This window comes from Bradyrhizobium sp. BR 1433 (genome assembly GCF_051547665.1).
Lineage (GTDB): Bacteria > Pseudomonadota > Alphaproteobacteria > Rhizobiales > Xanthobacteraceae > Bradyrhizobium > Bradyrhizobium australafricanum.
Map to the genome: position 1 here is coordinate 1,966,011 of NZ_JBPUGG010000001.1, position 22,146 is coordinate 1,988,156.

The window sequence follows — 22,146 nt, forward strand, 5'->3', positions numbered from 1 at the left end:
CACCAAACAGTCATGGACCGCCCCCTGGACCGGTCTCTGGACCGCCCTGCCGTCGTCGATCGCCATGACGGCCTTACCCCGGATGACCGATGCGCCGCCTGCTCCTGATCCCCACCCTCCTTGCCGCCTTGCTCTGGTCGGCGCCCTGTTTCGCCCAGGCGCGCTCCCAGCTCGGTCCGCTCTGCACGACCGAGACCACGCCGGCCGACCAGATGATCGACGCCTGCACCAAGATCATCGCGCTGAAGGTGTTTTCCGGCGAAAAGCTCGCGACCATCGATTTCTGGCGCGCGGTCGGCTGGAACAAGAAGGGCAACTACGCCCAGGTGATATCCGATGCCACCGAGGCGCTGCGCCTCAAGCCCAGCACCGCCGTCTACAATTTGCGCGGCTCGGCCTATTTCGACAAAGGCGAGTACGACATCGCGATCGCCGACTTCAACGATGCGCTGCGCCTGGGGCCGCCGAGCGGCATCATCTTCCACAACCGCGGCAACGCCTATCGCAGCAAGGGCGAATATGCCAAGGCGATCGCCGACTATGACGCCGCGATCAAGGCCGGTCCGAAGTCGGCCTTCTCCTATCAGAACCGCGGCGCCTCGAAGCGGGCGCTCGGCGATCTCGACGGGGCGCTCGCCGACATCAACGAGGCGGTCAGGATCGACCCGTCGCTGCCGCAGCCGCTGATCAGCCGCGCCGTGATCTGGCGCGCCAAGGGCGAGACCGAGCGCGCGATTGCGGACACGACGGAAGCGATCCGGCTCGCCAAAGCCAAGGCGCCCGTCAACGTCATGACGCCGCCCGGCAGCGTGCTGATCTCGGCCTATACCCAGCGCGGCCTCAGCTATGAAGCGAAGGGTGATGCTGCGCATGCCAAGGAAGATTACGCCTCGGTGCTCGAAGGCGTGGCATCCGATGCCGGCAGCAAGGCCAACCAGGCCACCGCGAAGGTACGGCTCGCGCTGCTCAAGGAGGCCGACGCGGCACCGCGCAAGACCGCGGCAGCGCCGGCCGCCGAGAGCAGCCCGGCCGCGCCACCGGCCGCTTCCGTCAAGACACCGGCACCGGCGCCGCCCGCCGCGGCGGCCCCGGCGGCAGCAACCGGCCGACGCCTCGCGCTGGTGATCGGCAACGGCGCCTATGCGCATGTCAAGGCGCTGCCCAATCCGGCCAACGATGCGCGCGCCATCGCCAGGAGCCTGCGCGACATCGGCTTCACCGTCTCCGAGGGACACGATCTCGATCGCGACACGATGCGGAAGACGATCAACGATTTCCTGCGCGAGGCGGCGCGGTCGCAGATCGCCGTGGTCTACTATGCCGGTCACGGCGTGCAGGTCGACGGCCGTAACTATCTCGTGCCTGTCGACATCGAGTTCAAGTCGGGCAGCCGCGCCACCGACGCGATGGTCGACATGGACACCATCATGGCCGGGCTCGACGACCAGATCCGCACCAACATCCTGATCCTCGATGCCTGCCGCAACAATCCGATGGCGCCGCAGCTCGTCTCCACAGGTCCAAGCCGCGGCATCGAAGCGGGCTCCGGCCTTGCCGCGCCCGCCTCGCTCGGATCGGGCTCGACGCTCGGCGCCGGCACGCTGATCGCGTTTGCGACCGCGCCGGGCCAGGTCGCGCTCGACGGCGAAGGCGCCAACAGCCCGTTCTCGGCGGCGCTGTCGCGCCATGTCGGCACGCCCGGCCTCGAGGTGCAGCAGATGCTGACCCGGGTCCGCGCCGAGGTTGTCGCCGCGACCAAGGGCAAGCAGGTGCCGTGGTCGAACTCCTCGCTGCTCGGCGAGGTCTATCTGGCGGAGCAGTGACAAAGCGCTCTCCACGTCATTGCGAGCGCAGCGAAGCAATCCATGCCTCCATGCAGGGAAAAGATGGATTGCTTCGTCGCTTCGCTCCTCGCAATGACGGAGAATGCGGCCTTACTTCCCCCACACCTCGTTCGCGACCTCGACCGCGAGCCTAAGCTTCGCCCACTGCTCTTCCTCGGAGAGAATGTTGCCTTCCTCGGTCGAGGCAAAGCCGCATTGCGGCGACACCGCGAGCTGCTCGATCGGGGCAAACTTGGATGCCTCCTCCAGCCGCCGCTTGATGTCGTCCTTCTTCTCGAGCTCGCCGAACTTCGAGGTGATGACGCCGACCACCACGACCTTGTTGCCCTTGGGCAGGAAGCGCAGCGGCTCGAAGCCGCCGGCGCGGTCGGAATCATATTCGAGGAAGTAGCCGTCGTAATTGGTGCCGGCGAGCAGGGTCTCGGCGACCGGCTCGTAGCCGCCGGAGGAGATCCAGGTCGAGCGGAAATTGCCGCGGCAGACATGGGTCGTAATCACCATGTCGGACGGACGGTCGGCGATCGCGTAGTTGATGACGCGGGCGTAGATCTCCTGCAGGCCGTCCGGATTGTCGCCGCGGTCGCGCGACTTCTGCAATTCCTCCTGCGAGCACAGATAGGCCCACACCGTGTCGTCGAATTGCAAATAGCGGCAACCGGCGTCGTAGAACGCCTTGACCGCCTTGCGATAGGTCTTGCCGAGGTCCTGATAGAATTCCTCGAGGTCCGGATAGACCTCCTTCGAGATCAGCTTGCGGCCGCCGCGGAAATGCAGCACCGCCGGCGAGGGAATTGTCATCTTCGGCGTGACGTGCGCCTGGTCGGCGTACTTCTTCAGGAAGCGGAAGTGATCGAGCATCGGGTGATGATCGGAGAAATCCAGCTTGCCGATCACCCTGATGGCATCGTGCCGGGTCTGCACGCCGGCGAACTGGATGCCCATGTCGGGATGGAACAGCTCGCAACCGGTCAGATGGCTGAGGAAATCAAAGTGCCACCAGGAGCGGCGGAACTCGCCGTCGGTCGCAAGCTTCAGGCCGACCGAGGCCTGCTTGTGCACGACCTTCTCGATCTCCATGTCCTCGACCTTGCGCAGCTCGTCGGCCGAGATCTCGCCCTTCTCCGATCTGGCGCGGGCCTCCTTGATCTTCGGCGGCCGCAACAAGCTGCCGACCTCGTCGGCGCGGAACGGAGGCTTGGTTCGCTGCATGGTCAACTCCCGGACGTTTCTCATGTGCCTTCTAATGTGCCTTGGCCCCGGAGACGCCGAGGTGGCGCTCGAGGACGGAGGGATCGGCTTTCAGCGCGCTGCTTGCGGCATCGTGCACGATCATGCCGCGTTCCAATATCACAACGCGGTCGGCCAGCCCCAGAATCTTTTCGCGCGTTCTGCTCGACGATGATCGAGCAGATGCCACCCGAGCGCGTGATGGTTCCGATCGCCTTTAACAATTCCTCAACGATGATCGGCGCGAGGCCTTCGGTCGGCTCGTCGAGCAGCAGCACTTTCGGATTTAGTGTCAGCGCGCGGCCGATCGCCAGCATCTGCTGCTCGCCGCCGGACAGCTGGTTGCCGAAATTGCGCCGCCGCTCCTGCAGCCGCGGAAACATCTCGTATACCCGCTCGACCGTCCACGGCCCGGGCTGCGCCACCGCGGTCATGTTCTCTTCCACCGTCAGCGAGCGGAAGATGTTGCGCTCCTGCGGCACCCAGCCGATCCCTGCGCGGGCGCGCTGGTCGGGCCGCATTGCCGTGATGTCGCGGCCTGCGAGCGCGACGCTGCCACTGAGGCGCCTGACGATGCCGACGATCGAATTGATCAGCGTGGTCTTGCCGGTGCCGTTGCGGCCGAGCAGCGCGAGCACCTGGCCCTCGGCAAGCGCCAGCGACATATCGGGCAGCACCACCGCCTCGCCGTATCCAGCACGCAGGCCCTGGATGGAAAGAAGGTCAGGCATCGGCGGCCTCGCCGAGATAGACCGCCCTCACCTGCGGATCGCGCGCGACCTCATCGGGCGCGCCCTCGGTGAGCAGGCCGCCATTGACCAGCACCGAGATCCGGTCGGCGAAGGAGAATACGAGGTCCATGTCGTGCTCGATCAGGAGCACGGTGACGTCGCGCGGCAATGCCGCCACCGCCGCCAGGATGTCGTGGCGCTCGCTCTCCGGCACGCCGGCCGCGGGCTCGTCGAGCAGCAGCACGCGCGGCTTGGCGGCGATCGCGACCGCGATCTCGAGCAGGCGCTGCTTGCCATAGGGCAAGGTCGAGGTGAGCTCCGTCATCACGTCGAGCAGATGGAAGCGCGACAGTATCTCGGCGATCTCGGTGTTGACGTCGCTCCGCGTTCCCATCCGTCGCCACCAGTCGCCGCCGCGGCCCATCCGTTCGGAGACCGCAAGCCCGATGGTCTCGAGCGGGGTCAGGTCGGGATAGAGCTGGTTGATCTGGAAGGTGCGCGACAGCCCGCGCAGCACCCGCTTGTGGACGGACAGGCCGGTGATGTCGCTGCCTTCGAGCAGGATGCGCCCGCTGTTCGGCGTCAGCACGCCGGTCAGCTGATTGATGACGGTGGTCTTGCCCGCGCCGTTCGGCCCGATCAGCGCGTGGCGGGCCCCCTGCATCACCTTGAGCGAGAGATCGCGGGTGACGCGAAGGGCGCCGAAGGATTTTTCGAGGCCACGTGTTTCCAGCGCGATCGTCATGACGCGTCGCTCTCCGGCACGGCAACGGCGGCCTTGCGGCCGGCGAACTGGCGGATGATCAGGTTGGGCACGAACAGCACCCAGCGATGGATGCGCGCGCGGCCGACCAACACGATCACGACCAGCACGAGGCCGATCCAGAACAGCCAGTATTGCGGGGTGATGCTCTGAAACAGCTCCTGCAGCATCTTGAACACGACGGCGCCGATCAGGCCGCCATAGAGATAGCCGGTGCCGCCGATCACCAGCACCAGCATCAGGTCGGCGGAACGCTCGAAGGAGAACACGTCGAGCGAGGCGAGCGCCGTGGTCTGGGTGAACAGCGCGCCGGCGATCCCGGCATAGAACGCGGCGAGCGTATAGACCGCGATCAGGCGACGGTTGACCGGCACGCCGATCGCGGCCGCGCGCAGCGGATTGTTCCGGATCGCGCGCAGCGACAGGCCGAACGGCGAATGCACCACGCGTCGCGCGAGCAGGAACAGGATGAACAGCACGATCAGCGAGTAGAAGAACCCGGTCTTGCCGAACATGTCGAAGGTGAACAGACCGAGGATCGGCTGCATCTCGATCCCCTGCAGCCCGTTGGTGCCGCCGGTGATGTTGGAGAAGCGTTCGGCGAGCGCTTCCAGCAGCAGCGCGATGCCGAGCGTCACCATCAGCCGTGTCAGGTCGACACCGCGGATGACCAGGAAGCTGGTCAGGAAGCCGAGCACCGCCGCAACCAGGCCGGCGGCGACCAGTGCGATCACAGGCTCGTTGATGATGCCGTGCAGCGCCAGCAAGCCGGCCGAATAGGCGCCGACGCCGAAGAAGGCCGCGTGGCCGAGCGACACGATGCCGGCGTAGCCGAGGATCAGGTCGAGCGACAGCGCGAACAAACCGAGCCGCACGATGTCGGTCATGATCAAATAGCGCGACGGGAACAGGAAGGCGCAGGCGAGCGCCAGCGCCCAGAACGCGACCTCGCTGATCCGCCAGCGCGCGCTGGCCATCGCGTGGGTGGAGACGTCGGACAGCGCGGTCATATCAGCCTCACCGTGCCGCAGTACGGCCGAACAGGCCGTTCGGACGCCAGAGCAGGATCACGATCATGACAGTGTAGATCACGAAGGGACCGAGCTTCGGCACGTAATACTTGCCGGCGACATCGGCGATGCCAAGTAGCAGCGACGCCAGGAACGGTCCGGTGATCGAGGACGAGCCCCCGACGGTGACGACGATCAGGAAGTAGATCATGAATTTCAGCGGGAAATACGGATCGAGCCCGAGGATCTCCGCGCTCAGCGCACCGCCGAGGCCAGCGAGGCCGCAGCCGAACGCAAAGGTGAAGGCGAACACCTGCGGCACGTTGATGCCGAGCCCGATCGCAGCGCGCGGATCGTCGACCGCGGCGCGCAGCCGGCTGCCGAACCGGGTCTTGGCAAGGATCAACTGCAGCGCCAGCGTGAGCAAGCCGCAGATCACGACGATCATCAGCCGGTAACGCCCGATGCCGACGCCGAACAGGTCGATCTGGCCCTCCAGCGCCGCCGGCAATTTGATGAACACCCGCGACGATCCCATGATGTAGTCGACCGCCGCGACCGACATGAACACCAGACCGATCGAGAACAGCACCTGGTCGAGATGGCTGCGGCTATAGAGATGGCGGTACAGCGTGCGCTCCAGCGCGATGCCGATGACGGCGCTGCCGACAAAGGCGAGCGGCAGGCCTGCGAAGAACGGCCAGCCGGAATTATTCACCAGCACGGCGCAGATATAGCCGCCGGCCATCGCGAAGGCGCCATGCGCGAGGTTGACGAAATTCATCAGCCCGAGCGTCACCGCAAGCCCGCAGGCAAGCACGAACAGCAGCATGCCGTAGGCGACGCCGTCGAACAGGTTGGTGAGGATAGAGGCCATGGAGTCGGCTTAGCCGTGAGGACGCAACAAGAACAACAGCTCGAACGTCAAGGTCATCGTCATGGCCGGGCCTGTCCCGGCCATCCACGTCATTCTGCTCGCCGGGAAGAAAGACATGGATGCCCGGCACACCTGCGCGAAGACGCGCTTCGCGCTTTTGGCCGGGCATGACGTGGTGAGGGACGGAGCGCACGCCGCCGATGACGATGCTATTTCTTGGTCTTGCCGGAATCCTTGACGGCCTCGAAGGTCGCGAACTCGACATTGTAGAGCTCGCCGTCGACCTTCTCGACCTTGCGGATATAGATGCTCTGCACGATGTCGCGGGTTTCCGGATCGATCGAGATCGGGCCGCGCGGGCTTTCCCACTTCATGCCCTTCATCGCCTCGATCAGCTTGTCGCCGTCGGTCGCACCATTGGTCTTCTTCAGCGCCTCGTAGATCAGATGGATGCCGTCATAGCCGCTGACCGCCATGAAGCCCGGGCGGTTGCCGAACGCCTTTTTGTAGGCGGCGACGAACTCCTTGTTCATCGCGGACGGATGCGCGGCCGAATAGAGATGCGCCGTCACCGCGCCGAGCGCGGCATCGCCCATGTTGTTGAGCAGATCGTCATCCATGACGTCGCCGGGTCCGATCACCCTGATGCCGCTCTTGTCGAGCCCGCGCTCGGCATATTGCTTCATGAAGTTGCCGCCCTGCCCGGCCGGCACGAATACGAACATCGCGTCGGGCTTGGAATCCTTCATGCGCTGCAGGAACGGCGCGAAGTCCGGATTGGCGAGCGGGACCTTGACCTCTTCGACGATCTCGCCGCCGCCGGCTGTGAAGTGCTGCTTGAAGAAGGTCAGCGCATCGTTGCCGGGCGCGTAGTCGGAGGTCAGCGTCGCGACCTTCTTGATGCCGTTCTTCACCGCCCAGTCGCCAATGATGGTGGAGGACTGCGCCAGCGTGAAGCTGGTACGCACGATATAGGGCGAACGCTCGGTGATGATCGAGGTGCCGGCCGCCATCACGACTTCCGGGATCTTGGCCTGCGTCGCCAGCGGCGCCGCGGCAAGCGCCGCGGGCGTCACGCCGAAGCCGGCGATGAAATTGACCTTGTCGTTGACGATCAGTTCCTGCGCGAGCCGCTTGGTGTTGTCCGGCACCGCGGCGTCGTCCTTCAGGATGATCTCGATTTTCTTGCCGGCGACGGTGTCGCCCTTCTGCTGCATGTAGAGCTTGATGGCGTTATCGATCTGCTTGCCGGTCGATGCCTGACCACCGGTCATCGGCAGGATCAGCCCGATCTTGACGACGTCGTCCGCCCACGCCGGCACGCTGGCACACAACCCGGGAAGCACGGCCGAAGCGGCGCCCCACAGCAACATTTTGCGACGATTGAACATCGACGTCCCTCCCCCTTCCGCTGTTCTGCATCGAGCCTTGGTCCCCAGCTCTTGCCTTGTTTTAACTCAAGCATGCACGGCCAAGCCGCAACGCGACAAGGCGTCTCCCCGTGCCCTCTGTCAATCGGACGATGGACGTGTGCCGCGCGCGACGCGATCGGGTCCGGTTGCAGAGACAAGTATCAGGATACCAACATCGCTCCACAAGACTCAATGCCTCCGCGAGAAGCGGTCTGGCGCATTCAAGGCCGCCGCCGGCTCGATTTATTTGTACGATCGTACAAACGCAGCGGCAATGTCAACAAACAAGCACAATTGCAGCCGAACGGTCGCGCCCGAGATCATCATCCATAAAGACCAGGGCTGTATCCTGCTTCCCATGCCAATCGTCTCGCGTCCCATCGCTGTCCTGACTGCCCTCGCGCTCGCGGCCGGCGCGCTCGGGGGATGCAGCTCCATGAACCAGAAGCTCTCGGCCGGCATGGCCGATACCATTCCATCCTGGGCCGGCGGCCTGCCGGCGGATGCGCCGCCGCGGCCGGGCACCCCCGAATACGACAAGTTCATGCAGGATCGGGAACGCAAGCGGCTGATGCCTGCGGCCCAGCGCGGCGACGAAGCGAAGCCGGCAACGGCACCGCAGGACGCGGCCCGCTGAGCGCACGGTCGGCCGGCCGCAGCGCCCGCATCACCTTGTGCGGGCCGAGTGAAGCGCGGATCAGTCCACGAACACCACCGTCTTGCGTCCATTCAAGATGACGCGATCGGCGAGATGGTAGCGGATCGCGCGCGCCAGCACCCGGCGCTCGATGTCGCGCCCCTTGCGCACAAGATCCTCAGGCGTGTCGCGATGGCTGATGCGCTCGACGTCCTGGTCGATGATCGGCCCCTCGTCGAGATCGCTGGTGACGTAATGCGCCGTGGCGCCGATCAGCTTGACGCCGCGCTCATGGGCCTGGTGGTAGGGCTTGGCGCCCTTGAAGCCCGGCAGGAAGGAATGATGGATGTTGATGCAGCGGCCCGACAGCCGCGCCGACATCTCGTCCGACAGGATCTGCATGTAGCGGGCCAGCACCACGAGATCGGTCTTGGTGTCCTGGGCCAGCTTCCACACCGCGTCTTCCTGCTGCCGCTTGGTCTCCCTCGTCACCGGCAGATGATGGAACGGGATATCGCCGAAATCGAGCGAGCCGTAGGTCTCGCGCGGATGGTTGGAGACAACAGCGGTCGGGATCATTTCGAGCTCGCCGGTACGCCAGCGGTAGAGGATGTCGACCAGGCAGTGATCGGACTTCGACACCAATAGCATCACCCGGCGTCGGCTGGCGCGATCGCGCATCTGCCATTCCATGCCGAAACGTTCGGCGATCGCGGCAAAGCCGGTCTGCAGCGCCGCGAGCTCGACCGCGAGGTCGGCCGCGGTGAACACCACGCGCATGAAGAACTTGCCGGTTTCGACGTCATCGAACTGCTGGGCGTCCAGGATGTTCTGGCCGTTATGGGCAAGAAACGTCGAGACCGCCGAGACGATCCCCGGGCGGTCCGGACAGGACAGGGTCAAAACGAATTGATGGTCGGGCACGCCAATTGACCAAAGCTTGAGCAGATTGGTGGAACGGTCATTTTCGGCCCCCGTCTACACCGCAGGCGGCCTTGCGCCAATCCCGGCGCGGGGGTCAAATCGAACAAATGACGACAATGTTTGTTAGGGTCCATCATGGCTGAACGGCTGAACGGCTACCGCATCCTGATCCTCGAGACGCGCGAGGAGGCGCAGTTTTCCCGCCTGCTCGCCGAGCAGGGTGCCGACGTGCTGCAATGCCCGATGCTCACCATCCACGATGCGCCTGATGCGGCGCCGATCGAGGGCTGGATTCGCCGCGCCATCGAACGGCCGCTCGACGACCTCGTGCTGATGACAGGCGAAGGCCTGCGCCGGCTGATGAAGGTCGTGCGCCGGATCGGCGTCGAGCAGGAGTTCGTCGATGGCCTCGCCAAGGCGCGCAAATTCGCCCGCGGCCCCAAGCCCGGCCGGGCGCTGCGCGAGATCGGCCTGGAACCGCAAATGACGACCGAGAAGCCGACGTCGGAAGGCGTCGCCGAGATGCTGTCGAAGCTCGACCTGACCGGCCATCGGCTCGGCCTGCAGCTCTATCCGGACAAGGATCACGCCACCCTGATCGGCGCGATCAAGGCACAGGGCGCCGAGGTCGATACGGTGCTGCCCTATGTCTATGACGCGCAGGCCGCCGACGCCAACATCGTCACCGCGATCGAGGAGATGGCGCAGGGCCGCATCGACGCGATCGCTCTGACCAATCTCGGCCAGGTGCGCCGCCTGATCGAGGTGGCACGGGCGCGCGGTTGTGAGGACAGGTTACGCGAGGGGTTCGAGCGTACGCCGATCGCGTCGGTCGGACCGGCGGTATCGGACGAACTCAAGTCCCAAGGCCTGCGCACCGACATCTACCCGGCCGAAGACGCCTTCTTCATGCGGCCGCTGATATCGGCGATGGCGGCGGCGCTTTCAAAGAATCCGCCGCGCGCGACGGCGCGAAGCTAGAGCCTTTTCCGTTCCGATCGAATCGGAACGGAGCTCTAGATTTTAGTTTTGACGCGTTTTCTTCACGCGAACCGGTATCCACTTCGCTCGAAAACGCTTTAGTCAACCTTGGCGCCGGCGAACTTGACCACCTTGCCCCATTTCTCGGTCTCGTCAGCCACCAGTCTGCCGAAGTCGGCAGCCGAGCCCGGCAGCATGATCGCGCCGATCTCGGTAAAGCGCGCCTTGGCCTTGGGATCAGCGAGGATTTCATTGACGGCCTTGTTGAGCCTGTCGACGATTTCAGGCGGCGTGTTCTTCGGCGCCGCGAGGCCGTACCAGGCGCTGGCCTCGTAGCCCGGCAGGAAGTCGGCGACCGGCGGCAGGTCCGGAAGCACGTCCGAACGGGTCGTGCTGGTGACCGCAAGTCCGCGCAGCTTGCCGGATTTGACGTGCTCGGCGCAGGTCGGAAGATTGTCAAACATCACCTGCATCACGCCGGACAGCATATCGGTGAGCGCCGGCGCGCCGCCCCGGTAAGGCACGTGCTGCATGTTGATGCCGGTCAGCATCTTGAACAGTTCGCCCGACATGTGGATCGTCGAACCGTTGCCTGAGGACGCCATGTTGAGCTTGCCGGGATTGGCCTTTGCATAGGCGATCAACTCGGGAATCGACTTGATCGGCAGCGAGGGGTGCACCACCACGACGTTGGGAAAGCGAATGATGCCCGCGATCGGCTCCATCTCGCGTATGAAATCGAAGGGCAGCTTCTGGTAGAGTGTCGCATTGATCGCATTGGCCGGCGCGACCAGCAGCAGGGTGTAGCCGTCGGGCGCCGCGCGCAGCGCCTGCTCGGTGGCGATGTTGGTCCCGCCGCCCGGCCGGTTCTCGACAATGAAGGATTGCCCGAGCTTTTCCGACAGCCATTGCCCCATCAGGCGCGCCGTCAGGTCCGCCGAACCGCCGGGCGTATAGCCGATCACGAGGCGAACCGGCCGCGCCGGATAGGCCTCGGCAATCGCATTTCCAAATGTGAGCGGAAGCGCAGCCGTAGCGGCTGCAAGTTGCAGGAACTGGCGGCGTAGAACCTTCATGATGTCTCCTCCGACGCACTGGCGGCTCTTGCGGCACGCTTGGGCACGGGCATCCTAGCCGCGCGGCGTCGCCAAGCCGACAGATATTCTCAGTCGGAGGGCGGGAGGTTCACCGCGTCACTTCGTCTCGCGCAGATAGGCCTGGTACGCGAGGGCGATGCCATCCTCGAGCGAGGTGGTGGCGCGCCAGCCGAGCCTGGCCAGCCGGCCGACGTCGAGCAGCTTACGCGGCGTGCCGTCCGGCCGCGACGTGTCGAAGCTGATCGCGCCGCGATAGCCGACGGCGGCCGCGACGACGCGCGCGAACTCGGCGATGGTGATGTCCTCGCCGGTGCCGATATTGACCAGTTCGGGCGAGGAATAGGTCTTCATCAGATGGATGCAGGCGTCGGCGAGATCGTCGACATAGAGGAATTCGCGGCGCGGCGTGCCGGTGCCCCACACCGCGACGTTGCCGGCGCCCGAAACCTTGGCCTCGTGGAAGCGACGGATCAGCGCGGCGACGACGTGGCTGTATTCGGGGTGATAATTGTCGCCGGGGCCGTAGAGATTGGTCGGCATCACGCTGATGAAATCGGCGCCGTACTGGCTGCGATAGGCCTCGGCCATCTTGATGCCGGCGATCTTGGCGATGGCATAGGGCTCGTTGGTCGGCTCCAGCGGGCCGGTCAGCATCGAATCCTCGCGCAGCGGCTGCGGCGCCAGGCGCGGATAGATGCAGGACGAGCCGAAGAACATCAGCTTCTCGCAGCCATTGGCGTGCGCTGCCTGGATCACGTTGCTCGATATCGCCAGATTGTCGTAGAGGAATTCGGCCCGCAGCGTGTTGTTGGCGACGATGCCGCCGACCTTGGCGGCGGCGAGGAACACGGCCTGCGGCCGCTTCGCGGCAAACCAGGCGTTGACCGCGGTTTGGTCGCGCAAATCGACCTCGCTGCGTGACACCGTCAGGAGATCGGCCTCCTCGCGCGCCAGCCGGCGCATCAGCGCCGAGCCGACCATGCCGCGATGGCCGGCAACGAAGACCGTCTTGCCCTTCAGCTCAAACGCCGTGCTTGCCATTGGCCGCGTCCTGCCTGGCCTCGACGAGATCGCTGGCGACCATTTCCTTCACCAGTTGCGCGAACGGCGTCTTCGGCGCCCAGCCGAGCTTGGCGCGCGCCTTGCTGGCGTCGCCGATCAGAAGATCGACCTCGGTCGGGCGGAAATAGGTGGGATCTATCTGCACCAGGGTGTTGCCGGACGCCTTGTCGACACCGACCTCCTCGACGCCCTTGCCGCGCCATTCGATGCTGCGGCCGACCTCGGCAAACGCCAGCTCGACGAACTCGCGGACCGACCGCGTCTCTCCGGTCGCGAGCACGAAGTCGCCGGGCTCGTCGACCTGCAGGATCCTGTGCATGCCCTCGACATAGTCGCGGGCGTGGCCCAGTCGCGCTTGGCGTCGAGATTGCCGAGATAGAGCTTGTTCTCGAGGCCGACCTCGATGCGGGCGACGGCGCGGGTGATCTTGCGCGTCACGAAGGTCTCGCCGCGGATCGGGCTCTCATGGTTGAACAGGATGCCGTTGCTGGCGAACATGCCATAGGCCTCGCGGTAGTTCACCGTGATCCAGTAGCCGTAGAGCTTGGCGACGCCATAGGGCGAGCGCGGATAGAACGGCGTGGTCTCCTTCTGCGGCACCTCCTGCACGAGCCCGTAAAGCTCCGAGGTCGAGGCCTGGTAGAACCGCGTCTCCTTTTCCATGCCGAGGATGCGAATCGCCTCCAAGAGCCGCAGCACGCCGATCGCATCGGCGTTAGCGGTGTATTCCGGGCTCTCGAAACTGACCTGGACGTGGCTCTGGGCGGCGAGGTTATAGATCTCGGTCGGCCGGATCTGCTGCACCAGGCGGATCAGATTGGTCGAATCCGTCATGTCGCCGTAGTGCATCAGGAACGGCACGTTGCCGGCATGCGGATCCTGGTAGAGATGGTCGACGCGCGCGGTGTTGAACGAGGACGACCGCCGCTTGATCCCGTGCACGGTGTAGCCGAGACCGAGCAGATATTCGGCGAGATACGCGCCGTCCTGCCCGGTCACGCCGGTAATCAGCGCAACGCGCCGCTTTGAGTCCTGAGCCGCCGAATCCTTAACCGCCATGTCATCTCCAGAGAGCGCGAAAACCGCGCGATCCCGACGAGGCCGGTCTGTAGCATCCAGCCTGCCCCAAGTCTAATGGCTTAATCGTTTGAAATCAGGACTTTAGGTCTGCGAAAACGGCTCAATGCGCCCGGAACCCGTCACTCGCCATAGTGCCGCAGCCGGTCGAGGTTGAGGATGGTCACCCCGCCATATTCGAGCCGCAACAGCCCTTCCCGCTCGAGCCGCTTCAGGCACTGGTTGGCATTCTGCCGGGAGATTCCCGACAGCGCCCCGATCTCCTCCTGGGTGATCTCGAGGTGCAGCGTCAGGTCGGGATAGAGAATCGGATTGAACAGCGAGGCGATCGAGCGCGCCAGCCGCGCCGTGGCGTCCAGCGTGCGGCCATATTCGAGCAGCGCGATGAACTGGCCGAGCCGCTCATTGAGCGAGCCGACCAGGAATCGGTTGAAGCCGACACTGTTCTCGAACAGCCAGACGAAGGTCCGGCGATCCATCATCGCCAGTCGCGTGTCGCGCAGCGCGACCACATCGTAGCGCCGGGGCTCATTCTTGAGCACGGTCCCCTCGCCGAACCACGCGCCTGCGGTGAGGCCCGCGAAACTCGCCGCCTTGCCGCCGCGAGAGACGATGCCCATGCGCGCCAGCCCGGTGACGATGCCGGTCCAATACTGGAAATTGTCGCCGCGCATGAAGATGAATTCGTTGGCGCGATAGGATTTCTCGGAAATGCCGGCGCGCGCGATTTCGATTTCTTGCTCGCTCAGTTCGCGCGACCAGGCCGCGATGCGCCTCAGGTAATCAGCAGCAATCATTCTAGCGACGGCGTCCTACCCCAAGAGACTGCAACGATATTGCACCGCAGCAACGCCGTGCGCGAAGCCAGGGACCCGAGGCCTGGAATGCCAGCGAAAATTCCTGACCAAATGTCGGGCACATGACAATTCAACCTATCGCTTTCTCGTATTCAGAGCCACCTCGCGTAACGTCGCGCAGCTCCTTGATGGATCGCTGAAGGCGGACGACGCGACGGACGGGCTTGCAGCGGGTGCGGCGTTACCGCGCATGACGCAGGCGATCGGGTCGAGCGATCTCCGGAACGCCGGCATCATTAGTCGGGTGGTCTCCCTTCGGCGGCCCATGTAAGATCGAAGTGTAAGATCGAAGTGAAGATAAAGAGCGCGCCAAAGCGCCCGTATCTGGAGGGAACAGGGTGGCTAATAGTCTCGAGGTGCGCGGAGTCTCATTGCGCTTTGGCGGCGTCCGCGCGCTGACCGAAGTGAGCTTCGGCGTCAACGAGGGCGAGCTGTTCTCCATCATCGGCCCGAACGGCGCCGGCAAGACCTCGATCGTCAACTGCATCTCCGGCCGCTACCGGCCGACCGAAGGCCAGCTGTTCTATCGCGGCCAGGACATTACCGGCCTCAACCCGAACGCGCGGCCCCGGCTCGGCATCGGCCGGACGTTCCAGAATCTCGCGCTGTTCCACCACATGAGCGTGCTCGACAACATCATGGTCGGCCGCCATCACCTCCTGAAGAACAACTTCATCACGGGATCGCTGTACTGGCTGACCGGCGCGCGCCGCGAGGAGCTGGAGCACCGCCGCAAGGTCGAGGAGATCATCGACTTCCTCGATCTGCAATCGGTGCGCAAGGCGACCGCCGGCACCCTGCCCTACGGCCTGCGCAAGCGCGTCGAGCTCGCCCGCGCGATGGCGCTCGAGCCGCAACTGATCCTGCTCGACGAGCCGATGGCCGGCATGAACTTCGAAGAGAAGGAAGACATGGCGCGCTACATCGTCGATCTCAACGAAGAGTTCGGCATGACGGTGATGATGATCGAGCACGACATGGGCGTCGTGATGGACATCTCCCACCGCGTCATGGTGCTCGACTTCGGCCGCAAGATCGCCGAGGGCGATCCGGCCACCGTGCTCGCCGATCCCCATGTCAAGCGCGCCTATCTCGGCGAGGAAGACGAAGTGCTGGTCGACCCCGACGACAAGCCGGCGGTGCGGGAGAGTGCGGCATGATGGACTACGCCGGTCGCGCCGCGCAGGCCGACACCTTTCCCAAGATGCTGCGCCTCAACGCCAAGGAGCATGGCAGCGAGATCGCGCTGCGCGAGAAGGATTTCGGGCTGTGGCGCGAATTCACCTGGAACGACTACCAGACCCGCACCCATGATTTCGCGCTCGGCATGGTCGAGCTCGGGCTTGGCCGCAGCGACGTGATCGGCATCATCGGCGACAACCGGCCGGACTGGGTCGCCGCCGAGATCGCGGCCCACGCGATCGGCGCGATGAGCCTCGGTCTTTATCGCGACGTGCTGGACGAGGAAGCCGCCTACCTCCTGACCTATGGCGAGGCCAAGCTGGTCTTCGCCGAGGACGAGGAACAGGTCGACAAGATGCTCGGCCTGGCCGATCGCGTGCCCCACCTCAAGCACATCGTCTATTCCGACCCGCGCGGCATGCGCAAATACGACGATCCGCGATTGATGGAGGCGAGCAAGCTCGTTGCGCTGGGCCGCGACCGCGCCGCGCGCGAGCCTGGGCTCTACGAGCGGCTGGTCGACGCCACGAAGGGCGAGGACGTCGCGATCCTCTGCACCACCTCGGGCACGACGGCCAATCCGAAGCTTGCGATGCTCTCGGCCGGGCGCGTGCTGCGGCACTGCGCGACCTATCTCGCCTTCGATCCGAAAGGACCGAACGACGAATATGTCTCGGTGCTGCCGCTGCCCTGGATCATGGAACAGATCTACGCGCTGGGCAAAGGGCTGCTCTCCCGGATGAAGGTCAACTTCGTCGAAGAGCCCGACACCATGATGCACGACTTCCGCGAGATCGCGCCGACCTTCGTGCTGTTCGCGCCGCGGGTCTGGGAGTCGATTGCGGCCGACGTCCGCGCCGGGGTGATGGACGCCTCGCCGTTCAAGCAGCGGCTCTATGACCTCGGCATGAAGACCGGGCTGGCGGCGCTCGCCGAGGGCAAGCGTTCTGTTTTCGCCAACCAACTGCTGTTCCGCGCGCTGCGCGACCGGCTCGGCTTCACGCGGCTGCGCTCGGCGGCGACCGGCGGCGCGGCGCTCGGGCCGGATACCTTCAAGTTCTTCCAGGCGATGGGCGTGCCGCTGCGCACGCTGTACGGCCAGACCGAGCTGCTCGGCGCCTACACGCTGCATCCCGAAGGCAAGGTCGATCCCGACACCACCGGCGTGCCGATGGCCGACAACATCGAGATCCGCATCGACAATGCCGACGTCAACGGCGTCGGCGAGATCGTGGTGCGGCATCCCAACATGTTCCACGGCTATTACAAGAACCCCGAAGCATCGGTCGCCGACATCAAGGATGGCTGGATGCATTCGGGCGATGCCGGCTATTACAACGACAACCGGCAGCTCGTGGTGATCGACCGTATCAAGGATCTCGCCGAGACATCGCGCGGCGAACGCTTCTCGCCGCAATATATCGAGAACAAGCTGAAGTTCTCGCCCTATGTCGCCGAGGCGGTGGTGCTCGGCGCCGGCCGCGACGCGCTCGCCGCGATGATCTGCATCCGCTACTCGATCATCTCGAAATGGGCGGAGAAGAACCGGATCTCATTCACGACCTACACCGACCTGTCCTCGCGGCCCGAGGTCTATGCGCTGCTCAAGAAAGAGGTCGAGACGGTCAATGCCACCCTGCCGCCGGCGCAGCGCATCTCGCGCTTCCTGCTGCTCTACAAGGAGCTCGATGCCGATGACGGCGAGCTGACCCGGACCCGAAAGGTCCGCCGCGGCGTGATCAACGAGAAATACGCCGACATCATCGATGCGATCTACCGCGGCAAGGCCAGCATCCCCGTCGACACCGTGATCCGCTTCCAGGACGGCTCGACGCAGCGCGTCCGCACCACGCTCGAGGTCGTCGATCTCGGCCGCGCCGTGATCGCGGAGGCTGCGGAATGACTGTGTTGCGCGACCAGAGCGCGGTGCTCATGAATGTGCCCTCTCCCCTTGTGGGAGAGGGCTACACCGCTAGTCGACACGAACTCGCTTGGGTGAGGGGTACCCTCTCCACGATCCCGATGCGGAGACAACCCCTCGCCCGGCTTCGCTTTGCGAAGCCACCCTCTCCCACAAGGGGAGAGGGTGCTGGCGCCGCAGTCCGGAGCGACCGCACCCCATGAACACCCAGTTCCTGATCCAGCTGATCGTCAACGGCCTCGTGGTCGGCACGCTTTACGGCGTGGTCGCGATGTCGTTCGTGCTGATCTACAAGGCGACGCAGGTCGTGAACTTCGCGCAGGGCGAATTGCTGCTGGTCGGCGCCTGGGTGTGCTGGGCGCTGCTGACGAAGTATCAGGTGCCGTTCTGGGTCGGCATGCCGATCACGCTGGTCTTCATGTTCATCTTCGGCATCGCGATCCAGGTCGTGATCCTGCGTCCGATGATCGGCGAGCCGATCATCTCCGTGATCATGGTGACGATCGGCCTGTCGACGGTGTTCCAGGCCGCGCTGAAGTGGATCTTCGGCGTCAACCCGCAACCGTTCCCGCGCGTGTTCCAGAGCCAGTCGGTCAGCCTGTTCGGGCTGCAGATCCAGACCGTCTATGTCATGAGCCTCGTGGTCTCGCTCGCAATGATGGTCGGCATGGCCTGGTTCTTCCGCGCCTCCAAATATGGCCTTGCGATGCGCGCCACCGCCTTCAACCAGCAGGTCGCGCAGTCGCTCGGCATTTCCGTCAAGAACGTGTTCGCGATGGCCTGGGCGATCTCGGCCACGGTCTCGGCGGTCGCCGGTGTCGTGGTCGCCGTGGTCAACGGCGTGTCGTCCGGCCTCTCCGCCTACGGCATCAAGGTGTTTCCGGCCGCGATCCTGGGCGGGCTCGACTCGGTCGGCGGCGCCGTGCTCGGCGGCATCATCATCGGGCTGTTGGAAAACGTCGCCCAGTATGTCGACAGCCAGTACCTGCACTGGGGCAATCTCTACGAGATCGCGCCGTTCTACGTCCTGATCATCATCCTGATGATCAAGCCGTACGGCCTGTTCGGCACCAAGGATATTGAGCGGGTCTGATCAATGGCGACAAGCACACTCATCCCCTCGGGCGATTTCCGCACCAGCTATGCGGCCGACACCACGATCTTCCCGACCGCGACCAGCCGCAATTTCGCGATCCTCGGCATCGTGCTCGCCTGCTTCGCGCCGATGCTGCTGTCCAATTACCTGCTCTCGATCGCGATCCAGATCGGCATCTTCGCGATCGCGGCCCTCGGCCTCAACGTCCTGGTCGGCTTCACCGGCCAGATCTCGATCGGCCACGCCGCGTTCTTCCTGTTCGGCGCGTTCACCTCGGCCTACATCTCCAACAACGCGCCGATCCCGGTGTTCTTCGCCATCCCCCTCGCCGGCGTCGTCACGGCGCTGGTCGGCCTGATCTTCGGCGTGCCGGCGGCGCGGCTGAAGGGGCTCTATCTTGTGATCGCGACGCTGGCGGCGCAGTATATCCTGCTCGACTTCTTCTCGCGCGCCGAATGGTTCTCGGGCGGCTCGGTGCCCGCCAGCGCCAATCCGTTCTCGATCTTCGGCTACACCCTGCGCGGCGACCGGCAGTATTTCTACGTCGTGCTCGCCTATATGGTGATCAGCTATTTGCTGGTCACCAATCTGATGCGCACCCGCGACGGCCGCGCGCTGGTCGCGATCCGCGATCACTATCTCTCGGCCGAGATCATGGGCATCAACCTCACCAAGTACCGGACGCTATCGTTCGGGCTTGCCGCCTTCTTTGCCGGCATCGCCGGCGCGCTCTACGCGCACTATCAGCTCGTGGTCTCGCAGGAAGGCTTTGGCATCGAGCGCTCGGTGTTGTTCCTCGCCATGGTCATCATCGGCGGCACCGGCTCGGTGATGGGCACGCTGATGGGCACGGCCTTCGTGGTGCTGCTGCCGGAATCGATGGAATGGCTGAGCGCCTGGCTGAAGGGCGGCGCCATCGACAAGGCGCTGCAGCTCAACAACAACATCACCTTCCTGCGCGAGATCGCGATCGGCCTGATCATCATCGGCTTCTTGATGTTCGAGCCGGACGGCCTCGCGCATCGCTGGAGGCAGATCAAGGCTTACTGGAAGCTCTACCCGTTCTCGCATTGACGCAAGGCACGGAACGCAACTCAAAATTCGGTTCAACGAATAAGCAGGAGGAAAGCAAAAATGACGATTAGATCCCTTTTGAGCTCGGTCTCCGTTGCGCTGCTGATCAGCAGCGCGGCCGCCACTGCGCAGGCGCAGATCGCCATCGGCCATCTGCAGGACCTCTCGGGCGGCACGTCCGACGTCGGCACCCCCTATGGCCAGGGCGTCGCCGACACCTTCGCCTGGGTCAACAAGAATGGCGGCGTCGGCGGCAAGCAGCTCAATGTCGACAGCAACGACTATGGCTACCAGGTGCCGCGCGCCATCGCGCTCTACAAGAAGTGGTCGGCGCCCGATGGCAAGGTCGCGGCGATCATGGGCTGGGGCACGGCGGATACCGAGGCCCTCACCGGCTTCCTGGCGCAGGACAAGATCCCGGACATCTCCGGTTCCTACGCCGCCGCGCTGACCGATCCGGAAGGCACCAGCGGCAAGGCCAAGCCCGCGCCGTACAATTTCTTCTACGGCCCGAGCTATTCGGACTCGATGCGCGCGATGCTGACCTGGGCCGCCGAGGACTGGAAGGCCAAGGGCAAGCCCGGCAAGCCGAAATTCGTCCACATGGGCGCCGACCATCCGTATCCGAATGCGCCGAAGGCGGCCGGTGAAGCGCTGGCGACCGAGCTCGGCTTCGAAGTGTTGCCGCCGCTGGTATTCGCGCTCTCCCCCGGCGACTACTCGGCGCAGTGTCTGAGCCTGAAAAGCTCCGGCGCGAACTATGCCTATCTCGGCAACACGGCGGCCTCCAACATCTCGGTGCTGAAGGCCTGCAAGACCGCCGGCGTCGACGTCCAGTTCCTCGGCAATGTCTGGGGCATGGACGAGAACGCGGCCAAGACCGCCGGCGATGCAGCCGACGGCGTGATTTTCCCGCTCCGCACGGCGGTGAGCTGGGGCGGCAACGCCCCCGGCATGAAGACGGTGATGGAAATCTCCAAGATGTCCGACCCGTCCGGCAAGGTCTATCGGCCGGTGCATTACATCGCCGCGGTCTGCAGCGCGCTCTATCTGAAGGAAGCGCTCGACTGGGCCGCCAAGAACGGCGGCGCCACCGGCGAGAACGTCGCCAAGGGCTTCTACCAGAAGAAGGATTGGGTGCCGGCCGGCATGGACGGCGTCTGCAATCCGTCGACCTGGACCGAGAAGGATCACCGCCCGACCACGAAGGTCGACCTGTATCGCTCGAAGATCTCGGGCGCGACCGATGGCGACATCAACGACCTGATGGGCAAGGGCACGATCAAGCTCGAGAAGGTGAAGACCGTCGACCTGCCGCGCAAGCCGGAATGGTTCGGGTGGTGAGGCGGCAGCCGAACACGTCCATACATCGTCATGCGCGGGCTCGACCCGCGCATCCATCAAGCGAAGACGTATTCCGATCGATGGATTGCCGGGGCAAAGGCGAGCGGAAGCGACGCCGTCCTTCGGACGGCTATGCCCGGCAATGAAATCGAAGGGTAACACAGACCATGAACGAAACCCTCGAAGCCACCCGCTCGGGGCCGACGGCAGTCCCGCCGCCGCCGCTGCTCAGCGTCACCAACATCGAGGTCGTCTATGACGACGTCATCCTGGTGCTGCGCGGCCTCAGCCTCGAGGTACCGAAGGGCGCGATCGTGGCGCTGCTCGGCGCCAACGGCGCCGGCAAGTCGACCACGCTGAAAGCGATCTCCGGCCTGCTCAAGACCGAGGACGGCGAGGTCACCCGCGGCGAGATCCTGTTCGAGGGCCAGCGCATCAACGGCATCGATCCGGACAAGATCGTCCGCCGCGGCATCTTCCAGGTGATGGAAGGCCGCCGCATCGTCGCCGACATGACGTCGCTGGAGAACCTGCGGCTCGGCGCCTTCACCCGACGCGACGGCGAGGTCTCCGATGACATCGACATGGTGTTCAAGTATTTCCCGCGCCTGAAGGAGCGCACCGGCCTCGCCGGCTATCTCTCCGGCGGCGAGCAGCAGATGCTCGCGATCGGCCGCGCGCTGATGGCCCGCCCGAAGATGATCCTGATGGACGAGCCGTCGATGGGGCTGTCGCCTCTGCTCGTCAAGGAAGTGTTCGCGATCATCAAGGAGATCAACCGCGACCTCGGCGTCACGATCCTCCTGGTCGAGCAGAATGCGCGCGCCGCGCTCTCGGTCGCGAGCCACGGCTACATCATGGAACAGGGCAAGGTCGTGCTCGACGGCTCCGCCAACGAGCTGCGCGACAACGAGGACGTCAAGGAATTTTACCTCGGCGGCGCCGGCGACCAGCGCAAGAGCTTCAAGAACCTGAAGAGCTTCAAGCGGCGCAAGCGCTGGCTGTGAGGATAGCGAGCGTTTTCGGGCGG

At 64.7% G+C, this 22,146-nt stretch carries 18 protein-coding genes and 2 pseudogenes; 9 read left to right on the forward strand and 11 right to left on the reverse strand.

Annotation, left to right across the window (positions count from 1 at the left end; translation table 11 throughout):
• Positions 1–89: 89 nt before the first annotated feature.
• Positions 90–1,823, forward strand: coding sequence for a caspase family protein (locus ACSKB9_RS09915; RefSeq protein ID WP_438072831.1), 1,734 nt, complete (start codon positions 90–92; stop codon positions 1,821–1,823).
• Positions 1,824–1,934: 111 nt separating this feature from the next.
• Here ACSKB9_RS09915 and ACSKB9_RS09920 read toward each other — a convergent pair whose 3' ends face one another.
• The 6 genes and pseudogenes from ACSKB9_RS09920 to ACSKB9_RS09945 form a co-directional block, all read right to left on the reverse strand.
• Positions 1,935–3,053 (reverse strand): cobalamin-independent methionine synthase II family protein, encoded by a 1,119-nt coding sequence (locus tag ACSKB9_RS09920; protein WP_438072833.1) that lies wholly within the window; start codon positions 3,051–3,053, stop codon positions 1,935–1,937.
• A 31-nt stretch (positions 3,054–3,084) separates the two neighbouring features.
• Positions 3,085–3,802: pseudogene (locus tag ACSKB9_RS09925) on the reverse strand (ABC transporter ATP-binding protein).
• Positions 3,795–4,547, reverse strand: a complete 753-nt coding sequence (locus ACSKB9_RS09930) for an ABC transporter ATP-binding protein (RefSeq protein ID WP_050384609.1) — start codon at positions 4,545–4,547, stop codon at positions 3,795–3,797. Before ACSKB9_RS09930 ends, ACSKB9_RS09925 begins: the two are co-directional and overlap by 8 nt.
• Positions 4,544–5,575: a branched-chain amino acid ABC transporter permease gene (locus ACSKB9_RS09935; protein ID WP_438072835.1), complete on the reverse strand. Its 1,032-nt coding sequence runs from the start codon at positions 5,573–5,575 to the stop codon at positions 4,544–4,546. The genes ACSKB9_RS09930 and ACSKB9_RS09935 overlap by 4 nt, the downstream gene beginning before the upstream one ends.
• A 7-nt stretch (positions 5,576–5,582) precedes the next feature.
• Positions 5,583–6,452: a branched-chain amino acid ABC transporter permease gene (locus ACSKB9_RS09940; protein WP_028341590.1), complete on the reverse strand. Its 870-nt coding sequence runs from the start codon at positions 6,450–6,452 to the stop codon at positions 5,583–5,585.
• A 209-nt stretch (positions 6,453–6,661) separates the two neighbouring features.
• Positions 6,662–7,843 (reverse strand): ABC transporter substrate-binding protein, encoded by a 1,182-nt coding sequence (locus tag ACSKB9_RS09945; protein ID WP_438072837.1) that lies wholly within the window; start codon positions 7,841–7,843, stop codon positions 6,662–6,664.
• A 379-nt stretch (positions 7,844–8,222) separates the two neighbouring features.
• Between ACSKB9_RS09945 and ACSKB9_RS09950 the strand changes: the two genes are divergently transcribed.
• Positions 8,223–8,501: a hypothetical protein gene (locus ACSKB9_RS09950; RefSeq protein WP_050384639.1), complete on the forward strand. Its 279-nt coding sequence runs from the start codon at positions 8,223–8,225 to the stop codon at positions 8,499–8,501.
• Between the two features lie 60 nt (positions 8,502–8,561).
• Here ACSKB9_RS09950 and purU read toward each other — a convergent pair whose 3' ends face one another.
• Complete coding sequence (purU, locus tag ACSKB9_RS09955; protein ID WP_438072839.1) at positions 8,562–9,425, reverse strand: formyltetrahydrofolate deformylase; 864 nt, start codon at positions 9,423–9,425, stop codon at positions 8,562–8,564.
• 135 nt (positions 9,426–9,560) lie between these two features.
• Here purU and ACSKB9_RS09960 point away from each other — a divergent pair, with 135 nt between their 5' ends.
• A complete protein-coding gene (locus ACSKB9_RS09960) occupies positions 9,561–10,406 on the forward strand; it encodes a uroporphyrinogen-III synthase (protein WP_438072841.1) in 846 nt (281 codons plus the stop codon).
• 98 nt (positions 10,407–10,504) lie between these two features.
• On the opposite strand, the gene ACSKB9_RS09965 is transcribed toward ACSKB9_RS09960, so the two are convergent.
• From ACSKB9_RS09965 to ACSKB9_RS09980, 4 genes and pseudogenes are all read right to left on the reverse strand, one after another.
• Positions 10,505–11,482 carry a tripartite tricarboxylate transporter substrate binding protein gene (locus tag ACSKB9_RS09965; protein WP_438072842.1) on the reverse strand — a complete coding sequence of 326 codons (978 nt, stop codon included), beginning with the start codon at positions 11,480–11,482 and terminating at the stop codon, positions 10,505–10,507.
• Positions 11,483–11,599: 117 nt separating this feature from the next.
• Positions 11,600–12,544, reverse strand: a complete 945-nt coding sequence (fcl, locus tag ACSKB9_RS09970; protein ID WP_438072844.1) for a GDP-L-fucose synthase — start codon at positions 12,542–12,544, stop codon at positions 11,600–11,602.
• Positions 12,525–13,624 (reverse strand): annotated as a pseudogene (gene gmd / locus ACSKB9_RS09975) (GDP-mannose 4,6-dehydratase). The gene fcl and the pseudogene gmd overlap by 20 nt, the downstream one beginning before the upstream one ends.
• A 140-nt stretch (positions 13,625–13,764) precedes the next feature.
• On the reverse strand, positions 13,765–14,439 hold the full coding sequence (locus ACSKB9_RS09980) for a Crp/Fnr family transcriptional regulator (protein WP_028343069.1): 675 nt from the start codon (positions 14,437–14,439) through the stop codon (positions 13,765–13,767).
• 398 nt (positions 14,440–14,837) lie between these two features.
• Between ACSKB9_RS09980 and ACSKB9_RS09985 the strand changes: the two genes are divergently transcribed.
• From ACSKB9_RS09985 to ACSKB9_RS10010, 6 genes are all read left to right on the forward strand, one after another.
• Complete coding sequence (locus tag ACSKB9_RS09985) at positions 14,838–15,659, forward strand: ABC transporter ATP-binding protein (RefSeq protein WP_016847995.1); 822 nt, start codon at positions 14,838–14,840, stop codon at positions 15,657–15,659.
• Positions 15,656–17,584: a long-chain fatty acid--CoA ligase gene (locus ACSKB9_RS09990; RefSeq protein WP_438072846.1), complete on the forward strand. Its 1,929-nt coding sequence runs from the start codon at positions 15,656–15,658 to the stop codon at positions 17,582–17,584. The genes ACSKB9_RS09985 and ACSKB9_RS09990 overlap by 4 nt, the downstream gene beginning before the upstream one ends.
• A gap of 217 nt (positions 17,585–17,801) precedes the next feature.
• Positions 17,802–18,695 (forward strand): branched-chain amino acid ABC transporter permease, encoded by an 894-nt coding sequence (locus tag ACSKB9_RS09995; RefSeq protein WP_028343071.1) that lies wholly within the window; start codon positions 17,802–17,804, stop codon positions 18,693–18,695.
• A 3-nt stretch (positions 18,696–18,698) separates the two neighbouring features.
• Positions 18,699–19,772, forward strand: a complete 1,074-nt coding sequence (locus tag ACSKB9_RS10000; RefSeq protein ID WP_057020451.1) for a branched-chain amino acid ABC transporter permease — start codon at positions 18,699–18,701, stop codon at positions 19,770–19,772.
• A gap of 60 nt (positions 19,773–19,832) precedes the next feature.
• Entirely contained in the window at positions 19,833–21,116 is a 1,284-nt protein-coding gene (locus tag ACSKB9_RS10005) for an ABC transporter substrate-binding protein (RefSeq protein ID WP_438072849.1), read from the forward strand.
• Between the two features lie 167 nt (positions 21,117–21,283).
• A complete protein-coding gene (locus ACSKB9_RS10010) occupies positions 21,284–22,123 on the forward strand; it encodes an ABC transporter ATP-binding protein (RefSeq protein ID WP_438072851.1) in 840 nt (279 codons plus the stop codon).
• Positions 22,124–22,146: the final 23 nt, after the last annotated feature.